Source organism: Murimonas intestini, assembly GCF_024622195.1.
Lineage (GTDB): Bacteria > Bacillota > Clostridia > Lachnospirales > Lachnospiraceae > Murimonas > Murimonas intestini.
Genome location: NZ_JANKBI010000002.1, coordinates 171,339 through 188,031, shown reverse-complemented (window position 1 = coordinate 188,031; position 16,693 = coordinate 171,339). Strand labels below are relative to the sequence as shown.

The window sequence follows — 16,693 nt, the reverse complement described above, 5'->3', positions numbered from 1 at the left end:
CGGCCCCGCTATTTTCTTTATGAGCCCGGTCTGGCTTTTTCTCCCTAAAATTCGCTATCCCCTATAGTATACACCATAACTGCCATAAAGTCTTCCCTTTTTTTCATATTTTCTATAAAATTATACAAGAACCCTGAACGGCTGGAGCACCACACCTGTCACCGCCCAGGCGATCCTTTTCCAGATGGGCACATCTGCCACCACCAGTCCTTTTGGTACCTCATAGTTCTTTTCGTCCAGGACCTTCCTGGATTTCTGCTGAAGGCCGTCCATCTTAGCCGCAAGATCTGCATTAAGCTCTTTGCTGTCAACCACCAGCATCAGCTCTGTGTCCACATACGTGCTGCGCAGGTCCAGATTGTAAGAACCTATGACTGAAATATTATCATCTATAAGTATGGATTTGCCGTGATAAGAGTCACCTCCGTCGTACTCATACAGCTGGACATCCGTATCGATGATCCTGTCCTTGTGCAGCAGATAATCTGACGAAGCCACAAAGTTATCCCCGTTCTCCACAGAATTTATCATCATAGTGCACTCTATCTCTTTTCCGCTGATCTCCTCAAGCCCTTCATACATATCATCGCTCATAACCGCATAAGGGGTATGTATGACAACCTTCTCATCAGCATTCTTCATCAGCTGCTCCAGCTCATACCATACAACAGGCTCTTTTCCGTATATCCCCTTTGGATTTGAGACAAGAGTAACCTTATTGACCGGCACTGTTATTTCATCATAATGACTGTCATCCTCAAACAGTCCCGCCTTCTCACTTCTTATCATGGCATAGCGGGCCTTAAGAGAATCCACTTCATCCTGCACGCCCTTTTTCTCCAGAAGTGACGTATCATTGTGAAAATCCCGGCATACATCCATATTCCATATCTCATTGAAGTAATCTTCCACCTGGAAAAGAGAGCTCTCATGTGACCTCTCTGTCCCGCCTGCCGTATTATAGATCAACACTTCCCTATCCAGGCTCTTGTCATCTTCTATATAGTCTCCCAGGAAATAATCAAATGTATTCCTGCCCCCCAGCAGAAAGTATTTATCATCAATTATCAGATATTTATCATGCATACGCCCATGTATCGTCCAGGGCCTGAGAAAATCCGGCTTGTTGTAGATCTTAATTTCAATATTCGGGTGGGCTGACACTGCATAGAAAAGCTCATTTCCCTCCATACGTATGAGGCCGCTAATGCCATCCACAAGTATCTGCACCCTGACTCCCCTGTCTGCAGCCTCCTGCAGCATACAGAGCACATCCCTGGTGCTCTCGCCCGGACGCATGTCAAAGGTGGACATAATGATCCTCTCGCTGGCCTTGTTTATCAGGCGTATCCTCTCATCCAGAGCATCCATGCTTGACTCCACGATCGCCGCCCTGTCCACTGATTCCTGTTCTCCGTAGAACTGGCTTACGTCAAAAGATTTCTTATACTCTTCACTGACATCTTTCATATGCCAGAAGGGCGCCATCATTCCTATTATAAGATACAGGACTGCGGCCAGCACCAGCAGCACAAGGCATCTTTTCCAGTTTAATATTTTTTTCATCTCTAAAACCTCTTTTTCAAAAATAAGCCGCAGCTGTTCAGTACCTTCTCAGTTACTATAAGTCTACAGCATTTTTCCGTAATAGCGCAGCCACTTCTGCCAAAGCCTGTAATCAGGCATGACTTTTTCTACTTCCCTGTAAAAAGCCGGTGAGTGGTTCATTTCCTTTAAGTGGGCAAGCTCATGCACCACCACATAATCCTGCACTTCCTCCGGGGCCAGCATCAGCTTCCAGTTAAAATTCAGATTTCCGCGGCTGCTGCAGCTTCCCCATCTCGTCTTCTGCTCTTTGATGGTGATCCGCCCGAATGAGACGCCCATCTGTCCGGCAAAGTCCAGAGCTTTTCTTTTCAATACAGTCCTGGCATTTTCATACATCTCTGCCTTCTGCTGCGGATCCAGCTCATCACTTTTCTTCTTCTCTGCCGTCCTGTTCTCTTCCAGATGGCGTCTGATCCAGTTTTCCTTTGACCTTACAAATTCTTCCACAAAATCTTTTGACGCGTTTTGCGGGGCCCTGACTGTTACCTCCTGACCCCTGACCTGTATCGCTATTGTTTTTCTGTTTGACCTGCATAATTTATATTCTATCATCTTTCATCCTTTAATTACATAGAACTTATATTAAATTCGCAAATATAGAAGCCCCCACAACTGTCAAAAGCCCTGCAACAGCTATTGACAGACTGCTCATGGCAGCCTGGATCTCTCCCATCTCCAGCGCCTTTGCCGTACCTATGGCATGAGCGGCTGTCCCCAGGGCCAGTCCCTGTGCCACAGGTTCCTTTATCCTGAATATCCTGAAAACCAGATCTCCTATGATATTTCCCAGCACTCCCGTGACCACTATCGCCGCCACCGTGATTGTAACAATCCCTCCCAGTTCTTCTGAGACACCCATACCTATGGCAGTGGTGATCGATTTCGGCAGGAGAGTCACATACCACTGGTGGTCCAGTCCGAATACGGCAGCCAGCACCAGTACGCCGGCAAGGCTTGTCAGCACGCCTGAGAGGATCCCAAGCGCCACAGCCAGAAGATTTTTTCTGAGCAGGCTGATCTGCTGATAGAGCGGAACTGCCAGACAAACTGTTGCCGGCGTCAGCATATAGCTCAGGAACTTAGTTGATTTTTCATAAGTATCGTAATCAATCCCCAGGATACTGAGCACTGCTATCACAAATATGATTGATATAAGAAGGGGATTTAAAAAGGCAAACCCGAACTTTTTCTTCAGCCATACACCGCCTGCATAGCCAATAAGGCTGACAGCTACGCCGAAATAGACAGAACTGCATAAAAATTCTTTCATCTGCCGGCCTCCCTCCTCTTCTTCCTCCTGATGATGCTCTGGGCTGTCCTGCCCGTGACAGCCATGACCGCCACAGTGGTGACTGTCACGGTCACAACAGCTGGAACCAGCATTTCCTGCAGATCTCCCCATACAACTACAAGCCCTGCGGCAGCCGGAATGAACATTGGGGGCATGATGTCCAGCAGGAAATCAGCGGCTACCTTTACCTGCCTAAGCTTCACTGTCTTTGTGCACAGCGCAAGAAGCATAAGCACCAGCCCGTAAATGCTGGCTGGGATGGGAAGCGGGATCAGGGCGTGCAGTCCTTCCCCCAGAAATGTGATGGTCAGTATCACTCCAAATTGATACAAAAGTCTCATCTTTTTTCTCTCTTTCTGTCTTTGCTTTGTCAGTCTTTTCAAAAGCCGCCGATCTCTGGCAGTCTCCCATTAATCAGCGGCAACGTTTTATTTCTTCTTTTTTACTGCTTTATATTTTTTTGTAAGGCCGGCCTTCTCAATCTTATATTTCTGTTTTTCCAGCTTTCCTGCCCTCTTTGCCTCTTTCTCCAGCATTTTTTTCAGATGGGCAGACCTGCCTTTTGCGTCTTCTTTCACTGTCAGTACGAGAGCCAGCAGAATTATCAATGCCTGCACTCCCATAGATACCTTTTCTCTCTGTTCCTTTGTCAGATCCATCATATCCCCTCCTCACTCCAGAGATAAATACTGAAGAAAGCTGCCTCTCCTTCAGGACACCAGTAAACCATGCCGCACTTTTCCGCCAGTTCCTGTGCCTTTATACAGTAGGCTGAAAGGCAGGAGGAGATGCCTTCGGGAAATATGCACTTCTCACCTTTTTTCTTTTTGCACTCATTACACAGGGCACAGGGGCCGGCCATAACTGCAGTCCCGCCCGGGGCAGCCTGCCGCAGTTCTCTGACAAGCTCTGACATTTTCCTGTTATGTTCCTTTTTGACCTTCTTTGTCTCCGTGTCATCCCTTATGTCATTCACTTTAGTTATGCTCTGGACAACAAGGGCATTTTGATATTTCCTGACCTTCGCCTCCATCTGTTCCGGCGTTCCGCAGTCGGGAGGGCAGGCATAATTGTTTCCATAACTGCCGCAAAGATTCATCTCGCAGTAGCGTCTTAAACTGGCATCAAATGAAATTTCACTTACCGGCACACAGGCTGCCCTGGAAAAACCCATTTCCACAGCCATCTTTACAAATCTTTCACCCTGGTTCATAATACCCCTTCTTTCAGTATGGGCATGTCTTCTATGTAGTTATACAGCTCTTTAAAACCACCCTGCCGCATTTCTTTCGTATCCACGCCTTCCGCCGGTATCAGATGCTCTGTGAGCAGAAATGTATCCATGCCAAGCTTAGAAGTACACATATCCTCCGCCACATCATTGCCCACCATCAGGCACTCTTCTGCCAAAAGCCCCTGCCTGTCCAGTATATTCCTGTAGTACTCCAGATTAGGCTTACAGTATGCTGAATTCTCATAGGTAGTGATAAGCTCGAAGCTGGCCGGATCAATACCTGCCCATGACATCCTCTCCAGTGTGGCTGTTCTGGGAAATAAAGGATTAGTGGCCGCTATAAGGCGGTATCCTTTTTCCTTCAGCCTCCCCACACACCTGCCCGCCAGATCATTGGGACTGGCGATCCTGCCTACATTTTTGAATTCTCTTGTATAGAAATCATCAAATTCAGACCGGCGCCTTAATATCCCTTCTCCCAGCAGTCCGGCAAAGACCTTCCAGAATACCTCCTCATTACTGGAAGTGCCGTCATTTTTTACCATAGCGCCTGTGCCTTTCCACAGGGCCCTGATCAAGTCTTCCTTCTTTAACTCTTCTGATCCGAAACGCCCGGCGATCTCACCCATGTATGCCTGGATGAATTCCTCCTGATCCATGGGGAGAAGCGTTCCGTCCAGATCAAACAATACTGCTCTTATCATACTTCCTCCAATTCGTCTATCCGCTGCATAAGCTCCCTCTGCCTGTCCTCAAACAGCAGCTCTTTATTGTAGCGGTAATATCTTTCGCATTCATATTCCTGCAGAAACCTGACACAGTAACGGTTCATATTCAGCTCTGTGATAAATATGACCATCTCCTGTCCCTGAAGAAATGCTGCTTCCAGAAAATCAAATGCATATTCCAGTGCAGCCCCTGCCTCACTTTTTTTCTGTCTGTAGTCCCGGCAGAGAGCATTGTATGACTCCCTCACCTGGTCAAACGCCTCATCGTATATCTTGCAGCCCGACTTCTTCAGCTCCATGACATAGACATCCAGCTTATCAGCAGCGGCGCGCAGTGCCAGCTCATCCTCCCTTGGCAGGATCCCGGCCTCCTTCTCCTGTTCCATCCTGCATCTGAGCCCGGCAGCATTCTGTTCCAGCAAAACAGCAGGCTCCCCGGCAAAATCCTCCTGCCCGGCCCCATCTTTCATCTGTGCCTTCCACGCCTTCAGCTCATACTGCAGCTTTTCAAGCACTCCCTGCATCCTGCACACCTGCTTGAAATGTACGGAACACCTGGACAAAAGGAGCCCTATGACACCCAGTCTCTCGTCAAAAGAAGCGTGCGCCGTCTTCTTGAGAAGTATAGGGTCGAAACGTCCCTCAAAAATTTCATCCAGCTGGTAATCCGCCTGATACTGGTAATACAGCTCCAGATAGGCTGCAAAATCTTTTGCCGCCTTGGGGTACTGGATATACTGCTCTGTGACCTCCCGGTCCAGCGGCTTTCCAAGTTTCTCATAGACACACAACATTCGGGAGAGGTCTTCCCAGCCTCTGGGCGTGGCAAACCTTCTTCCGTCAACCGTATTTTCCATCTGGTAGAAATATCTGGGCCGTATATTCAGATATGAAATAACGGCAGGATGGACTTCCTCCTGATATGCATATTCCTTCCATGCTTCAAAATCAGGCTCCACCTCTATTTTCCTGACTCTGTCCATAGTCACCACGTCAAATTCCCTCACAGACTTATTATACTCCGGAGGATTTCCTGCTGCAACTATTAACCATCCTTTTGGCACAGCCTGGTTTCCGAATGTCTTGCACTGTAAAAACTGCAGCATGGCAGGCGCCAGCGTCTCTGACACACAGTTGATCTCATCAATAAAAAGTATTCCCTCTTTCAGCCCTGTCTGTTCTATTTTTTCATAGACGGATGCCACGATCTCACTCATGGTATATTCCGTCACTGAATATTCCTTTCCGCCAAATTCCTTCTTTGAAATCATAGGAAGGCCTATAGCGCTCTGCCTTGTGTGGTGTGTGATCGTATATGCCACAAGACCTATCCTGCACTCCGAAGCTATCTGCTCCATGATCTGTGTCTTTCCTATTCCCGGTGCGCCGATCAGAAGCACCGGCCTCTGCCTGATGACCGGGATCACATATTCACCGTATTCATCCTTCAGAAGATATGCTTCAATGGCGTCCTTTATTTCCTGCTTTGCCCGTTTTATGTTCATTTTATTGTCTCCTGTCTGCTGTAAATTGTTCCGGCTCCACAATAAGCTTGATCGCCCAGGGCGGTACATCCACATCTCTGTAGTCCTCTTCCATAAATACAAATGCCGTCTCATAAGGCGGCATCCTGACCGGAAATATGCCATAACCGTCTGTAAAATAGATAAGCCCTTTCAGTTTTCCGAATACCCCTTTTGCCAGCAGCTCATCCACATAGGCGAATGCCGGCCTGAAATCCGTACCTCCCAGACCTGCTATTGTAAGGTATTCCATGTAAGACTTCAGTTCCTCCATACTTGTTATTACCTTATCCTGGCGTACCTTGTCATCACACTGGAGGATATGGATGCGGATCTTCGTAAAAAAGCTTTCTGACTCACAGAGGATGGCATATGTCTGCTCCAGAAAATTCCTGACAAGCTCTCCTCTGCACGACATTGAAGTATCGATGACTATGACAAATTCTTCTATTTTTACAGATTCCTTAGTCTCCTGGGGTTCTATAAGAGGCATATTCCCATAGACCGACAGCCCGTAATTATAGAAAATGTAATCAAAGCTGTCCATGTCCACCTTCATCTCTTCCCTTAAAACCGCAAACTTGCGAAGGAATTCCCTGTAATCGTATCTCTCCCTGTTCTGGGCCCGTATCTGATCATACAGCTCGGGGGCATCCTCGGCTGACTCCTTTGCAAATGTCTCCATCTCTGTCTGCATCTGCTCCCTCGCCTCGTCCCACTGCTGCTTTCTCTGGGTTGAGCCCTGCCTTGTACCCTCATTCCTCCATATACTGTGGTCGTCCACATAAAACTCCGCACACAGAGCGCCGTGATCCCATTCCTGCTCTTTCAGCATCCTGTATATGCCCTGGGCCGAGGCTGCTTTCATATGATCTTTTACTGCCCTGTACACCTTTTTCCTGAGCGGTGATGCGTGCCGGTAGGTACAGTGCAGGTACAGGCTGTCCATGAGATATTCCACAGCTATATCGCAGGAAATATCCCATAAGGCCTCATCCCTGTCCCCGGTGTCAAATACGTGTGCAAAGAGGCAGTGGAAGGTCATATGAAGATAGGCTCTGTTTACAGCCGTCCGGCTTGACTTGTACATTCTAAGCAGATGCATGGGAGAAAAATAAACAGCTGCTCCGTCTGTCCCCAGGCCCTTGCCCTCATTCCAGGGCATAAAACGGAACCTGGCCAGAGCCACATCCATAAACCTCATATTCAGATACAGTTCATTTCTGGATATCCCCAGAACTTCCGCCCCCAGCTCCTCTGCTTTCTGCCTCCTAAGCTGCTCATCATGTATGGGATTTTTTACAGGCTTATCCCTGCCATTTTCCTTAGAGCTCATACTCAACCTCTCTTTGCCTTTCAAACCTGTGCCTGAAATCCATAAGGAAGCTCATGGCCTGAGCATTCCTGTATTTTTCTGCTCTCTCAAATATCTGGTCCATATTATCCTGCCAGCCGCGTTCTCCCGGCAGCCCGCAGTTCTCCATCAGCCATATGAATCTCTTCATATCTCTTTTCTTTAAGAGATGTGCCGCCGCCTCTGCCAGATGGCCCCTCAGAAATCCTTCATACTTAAGCCTGGCTTCTTCCTCCAGCAGATACGGATACATCAGCCTTCCCAGACACATATATGTCAGAAATCCTCTGCTCTCCTGTGCCGCCGCCATATCAAATCTGCTGTCATATTCTCTGAACTGGAATTCTCTGTTCCGAAAGCAGTTCCGGAAAAAAAGTCCGCTGCCATGCACATGGTTTTCCAGTATCCTGGCGGGAGTGTTCTCCACCCCTTCCTCAAAATATTCTGGAAAATACAGGAGTGCCTCCCCGTCCCCGCAGTAACGCACCTCTATCTCTTCTGTGAGTTCAGAGAGTATTTCCTTGAGACAGGGGCACTTTCCCTGTTCCTCCACCGCTGTCAGCTTCTTTACCTGATGACAGCCCGTGAAGGCGCCGGCGCCTATCTCACTTAAGCCTCCATAAAAATGCAGTTCATGCAGAGTACTGCAGTTATAAAATGCATACCTCCCGATGCTCCTCAGATTCCCGGGAAGCCGCACCTCTTCCACATCCATGAGCCCCTGCTGCCGCATAGGTGACAGCGCATAGTCCCCCAGACATGTCACTTTTTCCCCCTCTATCTCCTCCGGCAGGCAGATGCTTCCAGTACCTCCGCATCCATCTATCCTGATGCCCTGTCCTGTCACTGAATACTCAAATCTCTGTCCGCCTGTTTCATATATTGCCATTACTTATACCTTTCCTCCGGGCAAGCCTCTTACAAACGTATCATCTTTAATATTCCAGTATATCATTTTTCTCCTCAGGAATGGACTCAGATTTTCCTGAACTGTCTTTTCATCTTCTATTCTATAATTCCCATCTGAGACAACAATAATCAATTTTGATCTTGCCTGAAATTTTTTCAGGTATCCTGTCAGCTTATCCATAGATTTTACACAAATATTCTGTTTATAATCTTCAAAATATCTGCCCAGCTGCATTACAGCGGCAGACGTGACCTGATTTTCAATATGCCCGTCATCCAGCCACTTAACTGCATTTAGCCTGACATTCCTGAAGACCTCACTCTGCTTCTTCAGTGTCCCCAACAGTTCCCGGATGCTCTCCCCGGCTTCCTCTGTACTGAGGGAACAGTCAATAACAAGCGCCATTTCCAGGATATCCTTAGTAAAATTTCCTGGTACATGAAGCACCCGCTCTACCTCCTGCCTGATTTTCTGCTTCATTATTATATTAAAAGACATGATTTTTGCTCCCTTGGATCATTTTCTTACGGTCTGTGCAGTAAATGCACAGACCTGCTGAACTGTTACGAGTTCTGTTTCTTTCCTACCATATGTAAGATAACGCAGAACAGGTGCTTATGTCAACGGAAAAAGCGGCCTTATTACTAAGCCGCTTTCTTCTTTATTATGTATACACTGCCTTTTATAAGCAGATTCACTCCCAATATCAGCAGCGATACAAAAGCTGAACTTTCCAGCAGCATCTGCGCCTCGTACTGGGGTATCATCAGCGCCAGAGGCATATTCTTTACTGTAGTCAGGAAAGAAACTGCTGAGATCGTTATCATTGAATTTACAAAAAAGTACGAGAACATCTCACAAAGCGTCCCTTTCATCTGAGGCAGAAAAATATCCTTTATCATATGGAATCTGCTGATCCCAAGCATCTGCCCTGCATCCTCCAGATTTTCATTTATCTTGCCGAAGGAATTATAGGCAAGCAGGTATGCGGATGCAAAAAAGTGTATGATATTCACCAGCACAAGTATCCCCATAGTGCCGTATATGAAGCTCCCTTTATAAAAAACTGCATAGGAGAGGCCCAGGACCATCCCCGGCAGGGAGAGCGAAGTGATGGCGGCCAGATGCAGGACTCTTGAAGACTTTCCTGTACTCCTGGAGGACGCATATGCGGCCAGATACGCCAGCATTGTTCCAAATACTGCCACCGCCGCAGAAATCACCAGGGAGTTGGACAGATACCTGCCTGCTCCCATCTCCAGGCTTCTCTGGATATTTGCAAGTGTAAAGCTGTTGTCCAACGGATATTTTTTGACAAATGTGAGAAGCGCGAATGCAAGAATCGGCAGAGCTACAAGAATGCCTGACAGAGTACAGAAAAGATAACTCACCCTGTCCCTTACCTTGTTTTCCTTCTTCTCTGTCTTCTCAGTTACGAAATGCTGCCCTGACTTCTCATTGTGAAGCGCGTCAATAAGGAAGGTAACGACTGCCGGTATCAGAAGCACCGCCCCGATCACTGTCCCCTTTCCAAAATCCAGCAGCCCTATGACCTGCTGGTACATGAGAACAGGAAGTGTCGTATACTTGCCTCCTACCATGAGAGGCACCCCATAATCTGTCACTACCATGGTAAACACAGTAAACACTATGGAAATCATGGGCTTTTTCAGGTAAGGCAGTGTAATGTCCAAAAACTGCCTGTATTTAGGCACCCCCATGACCTCCGCAGAAGTGTACACCGACATATCCTCATATGTAAAGATGTCCACAAACATCAAAAAAGCAATGGGGAAGGAATAGATGACAGATCCTGTTACAATGCCTGAAAGGCCATATATTGACCCCTTAAGCCCCAGCAGGTTAGTGAGCACACCGTTCTGCCCCAGCAGCATCACCAGGCCCATTCCGTGGGAAATAGACGGGATCAGCATGGGCAGAGTCAGCAGCATGGAAAATACTGCTTTCCCCCTTATATTGCTCCTGGCTATGCACCAGGCCAGCAAAAGTCCGCAGGCCACAGATATGACAGTGGAGAGTACTGCTGAGACAAGGGAATGGACAAGTGCATCCATAAACTGCCCGGAGCTGATGACCGCCCCTATATCTACATCCTTTAAACCTGCCAGCAGGGCAGCCAGGGGACAGATCACGGCAAACAGGAAAAAGAGAGCCAGGATGGCCTTCAGGCCATAATTCTTTTTCATAGACAGTACTCCATATATTTTGACAGCGATTCCATCTTCAGCCTGAGATTATCCAGCACAAAGCTTTTGACATAATCGCTTGCCGGGGATTTTAATATATTCTCAGGAGTATCCAGCTGCTCAATCTCACCGTTTCCCATCACCATGATCCTGTCAGACATGGCAAACGCCTCCTCCTGGTCATGGGTAATATAGATGATGGTCGCTCCCGTCTTTTTCTGGATAGCCTTCAGTTCCCCCCGCAGTGCAAGGCGGTTTGCCACATCAAGCGCTGACATAGGCTCATCAAACAGTATGATATCCGGATTCAGCGCCAGTGTCCTGGCGATGGCTACCCTCTGCTGCTGGCCGCCTGAGAGCCTGTGAGGCTTTGCATTTTCATATTCTGAGAGGCCCACCATCTCCAGAAGCCCTCTCGCCCTTTTTCTGGCTCCCGGTTTCAGCCCCGGCCTAAACTGCATGGCATATTCTACATTTTTGAGAGCCGTCATATTTTGGAACAGGGCATAGTTCTGGAACACGATCCCCATACCTCTTTTTGAGGAAGCCAGCTCTGTAATATCTTCCCCGTCTTTGATCACCCGCCCCTCAGTGGGTTTAAGCAGGCCTGAGAGTATTTTCAGGATGGTGGTCTTCCCGCACCCTGAGGGCCCCAGAATAGACAGGAATTCTCCGTCCCTCACATCAAATTCCACGCCCCGGAGGACTTCCTTAGTACCGTATACTTTTTTCAGGTTTTCCACCCGCAGTTTTTCTTTCATCTGACCGCACCCCGCTTTAATATTTCCACTCGCCAAGAAGACGTTCCTTTTCCTTGATATCAAGAGCACCTGTCATATCACCGTATGGGATATCCTTTGGATAGTTTTCAATCGTATTTGACTGTTCTTTAAATATCTGTTCCGGAGAATACAGATCCTTGTCCTCATAGATCAGGGTATCATACAGATAGTCAAAAACATCCTTTACCGCCTTCTTCTCTTCCTTCCCCCTGATCATCCCGTAGCCGTCCAGATCATAAGGCGCGCCTTCTTCAAAGAACCTGATATTCATCTTCACCCCGTCATTTATCTGCTGGACGGGCTGGTAGGTGATACCAAGGCCAATAGCCGCTTCCCCCTGGGTCAGGGCGCTGACAGGGCCGCTTCCGGAGGTGGTAAACTGGAGTACATTCTCTGACAGCCTGTCGAAATATTCGAGGGCCTTATCCTCCCCCCAGTCATTTACCAGCATCTGATAGAAGATAAATCCCGTGCTGGAAGTCTTCGGGTCAGGCATGGAAACAAGCCCCTTATACTTTGGGTCTGCTAGCTCTTCAAAGCTCTCAGGCTCAGTAAGGCCCTTTTCCTCTAAAATCTTCGGATTTGTCATAATGCATCCGCTGAACCGTTCCCATATAAGGTACTTGTGATGATCCATCACCAGCTCATCCAGGTACTTTGACGTGTCGTAAGAAGACAGGTCAGCAAAGTTGTCTTTCAGCTGCTCCATATATACAGCCTGAAGCGCCAGAATGATATCTCCCTCTGTGGCTTCCCCCTCACTCTTGATCTTGGCTGCCAGATTTCCCGTTGCCACAAACTGGAGCGTGATATCATAATCAGGGAATTTTTCTTTCAGTTTATCCAGGATATAGTCATTCCTGAAGTCTTCCAGGCAGGAATAGATGACCACCTTATTGTCATCAGTTTTTACTCCCTCCGCACCTTTTCCGCATCCTGAGGCAGCCATAGCCCCCAGAAGCATCACTGCAGCTACTGCTGCCATCATCCATTTTTTCATCTTTTCTCTCCTCTCCTGCAGCTCTCCGGCTGCACACTGGCCGGCATTTCCTGCCGTCAGCACTCTCCGAGATATTTTCTCGCGTAATCAAAAGCATATCTTCTGTTAAACACAGAAAATGTAATGCCTGCTGCACCGTCATTTCCCTCTACAGGCTTTATCCCCACAATATCTTTTTCCCTGCATTTCAGTTCTCTGCATATCCTCTCCATCACCCATGAGCCTGAATGGTTCAGATAAGTATCGTCAAATTTCCGCAGATCCTCAAGACAGTCAAATTCCTGGATCACATCCACATCATATTCTCTCCTGCGCATCCTCATCTCCGACAGATGCTCCATGTATATCTCTTCCCAATACAGCCCGGCGTCTTCCTCTTTATGATAAGCCTCTTCAATATACGGTATGAGCTGCTTTGAGAAGCCCTCCGTAAAGAATGTATGCCCATGCATGACCCAGGCATCAGAGCCGCCTATCTGCACATGGTTAATGTATCCCTTTTCATCTGTATAGAGGCACCACTCATCAGTCTGCCCTTCCTCATAGACAGCTGCATAATATGCCTCATCCTCCCTGTCCTTAAAAGGATTTTCTGTATAATAGTTATCTGAACAGCAGATATATGAATTTTTCAGGTAATCCCTCACATGGTAGAGAGTCGAATGATTATTCCTTGTACGGTAATCAGGATTTTCTACAAGCATGACCCCGTACTTATCCGTCAGATATCCGAACAATTCCTTTTTATATCCTGCCGCCACGATGATCTGCGGTACTCCCGCCTCTATGAGCTGGCGTATCTGCCGTTCAATGAGCACTTCCCCCCTTACCTCTATCAGCGCCTTGGGCTTCTCATATGACAGCGGTGCAAACCGGGTAGCCATCCCTGCTGCCATTATAATTGCGTTGTCTGTTTTATAGCCTGTCCTTGTCATCCTCCAGCTCCTTTTTTACAATTTTATAAAATTCTTTTGCATATCTGTACTGCTTCATCGCATATTCATCAAATTCCACTCCGAATCTTCTTTTATACTCACACCAGTTGCTCCATAAAAAGCCTGCAATGGCCACATAACAATAGATTTTGATCCTCACACTTTTGGGACACTTATCTTCGAAATAATAGTCTATAAGCCTGTCTATCCTCTCTCTGTCATATAATGCGTAGACTGCAAACATGGCGATATCCAGATGTACATCCTGCATCCCGGCGTATTCCCAGTCCTGCAGGCAGATGCGGCCATCCTCAAACATCAGAAACTTTTCCGGTATGGCATTTATATGGGTCAGGGCATACTGCCTGGGCTGGGCGTCCACGTATTCCTTAAGCTCACATATCTTTGCCTTTGTCTCCCTGTAGTCTCTGTAAACAGACTTTCCGCCGTACTGCATGCTCTCATAGTAATCGATCATTTTATACATATCGTAAAAATGCCCGGCCTGGATATTCTTACTGTGGAATTTCCGCAGATATTCCATACACCGCCTGACATCCTCCTCATTCTCCCTGTCACAGGTGCGGCATCCCACACTGAGCTCCTTCAGGCAGAAGCCAGGTTCCACAGAAAAATAGCATTTCGGAGTCATAACGTCATTTTCCAGGAGCTTTCTATAGACTTCATATTCCTGTTCCGGTGCAAATGTATCAGCCATGATCTCTTCAGGCACTCTCAGGGCATATTTTTTCCCGGAATATTCAAATTCATAAACACGGCTCAAAAATCCGTTCTTAACAGATATGGCATGTCCTATATCCTCTCTCCTGCATGAGAGAGCCTCTTCTATAAAACAGTATGCCTGCTCACTGAGAGGTTCCTTTCCCTCATTCACAACCCTGAGATCCTCCAGAGAATTTATCTCCTTCACGCTGCTCCCTGAAACCTCTTTCGGCCACAGTCTCAGCTTTCCATCAGCTACAAGCGCTGTCTCCCAGAAGGCCTGGTTGAATTCTCTTCTCTGTGTCAGCTCCTCCACACGCTCCCTCAGAACTGCGGCATCCTCCTCCAGGATATAGGCTATCCCCACCATCCTGTTGCCTATCTCCCCGTTACCTGTGAGGATCAGCTCCTTTTTCCTTCCAATCCTCACTGAGGTATCCTCGGTCATCTCATCTGTGACCATATACCAGGAATAAAGTTCCTGCCTGGAAAATGGATTTTTCTCACACCAGATATCGCAGGGGATAATATAAGTATTGCCGATCCTGTCAATCACCCTCTTCAAGGAAAAAAGATTGTTCCTGGTGGCATAATCTCTGCTGTATACAAGCTCCACCCCATATTTATCTATCAGATATTCATACTGTTCCTTCATAAAACCGACTATGATATCTATCTTAAACACACCTGCCTCATGTAGATAACAGATCATGCTCTCTACAAGAGGCCTTCCCTGGACCTCAAGCAGCCCTTTTGGCACTGTAGTATTGACAGGGACCATTCTCAGATCAAATCCTGCCGCCAGTATCACCGCATGTCTGGGCCGTTTTCTCTCAACCTCAGCCGCCGCCTTTTTCTCAAAATGCATCTCTTCATCCAGATAGCCTTTTTCTATCAGCTGCCTCAGCGAGCTGTTTACTTTTCCCAGTGAATAACCGCTCTGTTCTGAAAGCGTCCTCTGGTTCGTGTAGGGCGTCTGAAGCAGAATGTTCATTAAATCGCATTCTTGTATATTCATGTAATTCTCCATTCTGGTTTTCGTGAACACATTGGTATTATATACCATATCATGCAAAAAAACAAGGGCTACCTAAGCAGCCCCATACTCCCTGTCAGTTTATTCACTTTTTTCTTTGGTCCGCAGATAGCCACACCCAGATACTGGAGACTGTCCTCCGGCACTCCAAGGAGCTTCTTTTCATACTCTTCATAAGTCCTGCACCCCTGGGCCAGGTCTGAGAAATCCACCACTGTAAGCTCACTGTAGCCCGGTTCATACAGTTTACTTCTGATACTGCGGATAATTTCAGGATTTCCCTTCAGAATAGGCACCGGAAACTCTATTATCCCCAGATGCTCTCTTCCGCTCATATCTTCCACATCTCTGCCCACCACGCCGGGCATCTCTTTTCCCAAAGTGATCCCCATGATCGCAGCTGTGTTTGCTATAACGCCGAGTGGGAGTGATTCATCAATCACCATGACACATTTTTCGTTTTCTCTGTCCATTTTGAATACCTCTCTTCAGATTTTTAGGATTAGACTGGCACAGCAGCAGTCCTGCCAGAGTCAGCAATGTACCCGCCCCTGCCATCAGTGTTATATGCTCATCCAGTATGAGCACTGAAGTCACCGCAGTGATGACGGGGACAAGGTAGATATATACACTTGTCTTTACGGCACCGAGTATCTTCACCGCCAGATTCCAGGTGACAAAGCACAGGGCTGATGCCCCCAGGCCCAGGAAAATAATATTCAGCAGATAGACAGGCTGCGCAAACCGCTCCAGTCCCAGCCGGAAATCTGTGAAAAACAAAAAGGGCACCATGAATATGAGTCCATAGGCAAATACACGGCGTGTACTCTGAACTGTTCCGTATCCAAAGCTTCCTATCTTCTTTGTAAGGATAGAATAGCACGACCATACAAATGCTGCCAGGACCGCCAGCAGATCACCCATAGGGTTTAATTCCAGCCTGGAACCGTTAAAGCTGATCAGGCAGATGCCTGCGATCGCTATAATAAATCCCACAAAAAAGCTGGCTTTTAATTTTTCCTCACCCTTGAAAAAGATCTGGGTCAGGATAGCTGTAAAAAACGGCGCTATGGAAATTATCACGCCTACATTGGACGCCAGAGTATATGTAAGCGCTACATTCTCCAGCAGATAATACAGGCATACGCCGCACAGGCCGGCAGCCATAAATGTCAGCTCCTGTTTCCTTTTCTCCACACGGAGCCTGTGGGGACACACCAGGATCAGCGCAATAAATCCCATCAGGAATCTGTAAAATAAAATCTCCACAGGCTGAAAATCCACCAGAAGGACCTTCGTGGAAATAAACGTTGTCCCCCATATCAGTATTGTTATCAATGCGGCGCCATGGCCCTTTATCAT

General features: G+C 47.4%; 18 protein-coding genes. All 18 read right to left on the bottom strand.

Annotation, left to right across the window (positions count from 1 at the left end; translation table 11 throughout):
• Positions 1-120: 120 nt before the first annotated feature.
• Entirely contained in the window at positions 121-1,566 is a 1,446-nt protein-coding gene (locus NSB28_RS04910) for a phospholipase D family protein (RefSeq protein ID WP_109625449.1), read from the bottom strand.
• 63 nt (positions 1,567-1,629) lie between these two features.
• Positions 1,630-2,160 (bottom strand): M48 family metallopeptidase, encoded by a 531-nt coding sequence (locus tag NSB28_RS04905; RefSeq protein WP_109625448.1) that lies wholly within the window; start codon positions 2,158-2,160, stop codon positions 1,630-1,632.
• A gap of 25 nt (positions 2,161-2,185) precedes the next feature.
• A complete protein-coding gene (locus NSB28_RS04900; RefSeq protein WP_109625447.1) occupies positions 2,186-2,878 on the bottom strand; it encodes an LrgB family protein in 693 nt (230 codons plus the stop codon).
• On the bottom strand, positions 2,875-3,240 hold the full coding sequence (locus NSB28_RS04895) for a CidA/LrgA family protein (protein WP_109625446.1): 366 nt from the start codon (positions 3,238-3,240) through the stop codon (positions 2,875-2,877). The genes NSB28_RS04900 and NSB28_RS04895 overlap by 4 nt, the downstream gene beginning before the upstream one ends.
• Positions 3,241-3,327: 87 nt before the next feature.
• Entirely contained in the window at positions 3,328-3,561 is a 234-nt protein-coding gene (locus NSB28_RS04890) for a hypothetical protein (protein WP_148410887.1), read from the bottom strand.
• Positions 3,558-4,112 (bottom strand): DUF2284 domain-containing protein, encoded by a 555-nt coding sequence (locus NSB28_RS04885; protein WP_109625444.1) that lies wholly within the window; start codon positions 4,110-4,112, stop codon positions 3,558-3,560. The genes NSB28_RS04890 and NSB28_RS04885 overlap by 4 nt, the downstream gene beginning before the upstream one ends.
• Positions 4,109-4,837: an HAD family hydrolase gene (locus NSB28_RS04880; protein ID WP_109625443.1), complete on the bottom strand. Its 729-nt coding sequence runs from the start codon at positions 4,835-4,837 to the stop codon at positions 4,109-4,111. Before NSB28_RS04880 ends, NSB28_RS04885 begins: the two co-directional genes overlap by 4 nt.
• On the bottom strand, positions 4,834-6,366 hold the full coding sequence (locus tag NSB28_RS04875) for an AAA family ATPase (RefSeq protein ID WP_109625442.1): 1,533 nt from the start codon (positions 6,364-6,366) through the stop codon (positions 4,834-4,836). Before NSB28_RS04875 ends, NSB28_RS04880 begins: the two co-directional genes overlap by 4 nt.
• A gap of 1 nt (position 6,367) precedes the next feature.
• A complete protein-coding gene (locus NSB28_RS04870) occupies positions 6,368-7,720 on the bottom strand; it encodes a vWA domain-containing protein (protein WP_109625441.1) in 1,353 nt (450 codons plus the stop codon).
• Positions 7,710-8,627 carry a leucine-rich repeat protein gene (locus NSB28_RS04865; protein WP_109625440.1) on the bottom strand — a complete coding sequence of 306 codons (918 nt, stop codon included), beginning with the start codon at positions 8,625-8,627 and terminating at the stop codon, positions 7,710-7,712. Before NSB28_RS04865 ends, NSB28_RS04870 begins: the two co-directional genes overlap by 11 nt.
• A 3-nt stretch (positions 8,628-8,630) precedes the next feature.
• Complete coding sequence (locus tag NSB28_RS04860; RefSeq protein ID WP_109625439.1) at positions 8,631-9,146, bottom strand: hypothetical protein; 516 nt, start codon at positions 9,144-9,146, stop codon at positions 8,631-8,633.
• Between the two features lie 146 nt (positions 9,147-9,292).
• Positions 9,293-10,855 (bottom strand): ABC transporter permease subunit, encoded by a 1,563-nt coding sequence (locus tag NSB28_RS04855; protein ID WP_109625438.1) that lies wholly within the window; start codon positions 10,853-10,855, stop codon positions 9,293-9,295.
• Positions 10,852-11,616: an ABC transporter ATP-binding protein gene (locus tag NSB28_RS04850; RefSeq protein WP_109625437.1), complete on the bottom strand. Its 765-nt coding sequence runs from the start codon at positions 11,614-11,616 to the stop codon at positions 10,852-10,854. The genes NSB28_RS04855 and NSB28_RS04850 overlap by 4 nt, the downstream gene beginning before the upstream one ends.
• Before the next feature lie 16 nt (positions 11,617-11,632).
• The gene (locus tag NSB28_RS04845) at positions 11,633-12,637 is read right to left on the bottom strand and encodes an extracellular solute-binding protein (protein ID WP_109625693.1); all 1,005 of its coding nucleotides are present in this window, start codon (positions 12,635-12,637) and stop codon (positions 11,633-11,635) included.
• 56 nt (positions 12,638-12,693) lie between these two features.
• Complete coding sequence (locus NSB28_RS04840; protein WP_109625436.1) at positions 12,694-13,572, bottom strand: NTP transferase domain-containing protein; 879 nt, start codon at positions 13,570-13,572, stop codon at positions 12,694-12,696.
• Entirely contained in the window at positions 13,553-15,313 is a 1,761-nt protein-coding gene (locus NSB28_RS04835) for an NTP transferase domain-containing protein (RefSeq protein WP_109625435.1), read from the bottom strand. The genes NSB28_RS04840 and NSB28_RS04835 overlap by 20 nt, the downstream gene beginning before the upstream one ends.
• Positions 15,314-15,381: 68 nt before the next feature.
• Positions 15,382-15,804 carry a DUF2000 domain-containing protein gene (locus NSB28_RS04830; protein ID WP_109625434.1) on the bottom strand — a complete coding sequence of 141 codons (423 nt, stop codon included), beginning with the start codon at positions 15,802-15,804 and terminating at the stop codon, positions 15,382-15,384.
• The gene (locus tag NSB28_RS04825; protein ID WP_109625692.1) at positions 15,767-16,693 is read right to left on the bottom strand and encodes a DMT family transporter; all 927 of its coding nucleotides are present in this window, start codon (positions 16,691-16,693) and stop codon (positions 15,767-15,769) included. The genes NSB28_RS04830 and NSB28_RS04825 overlap by 38 nt, the downstream gene beginning before the upstream one ends.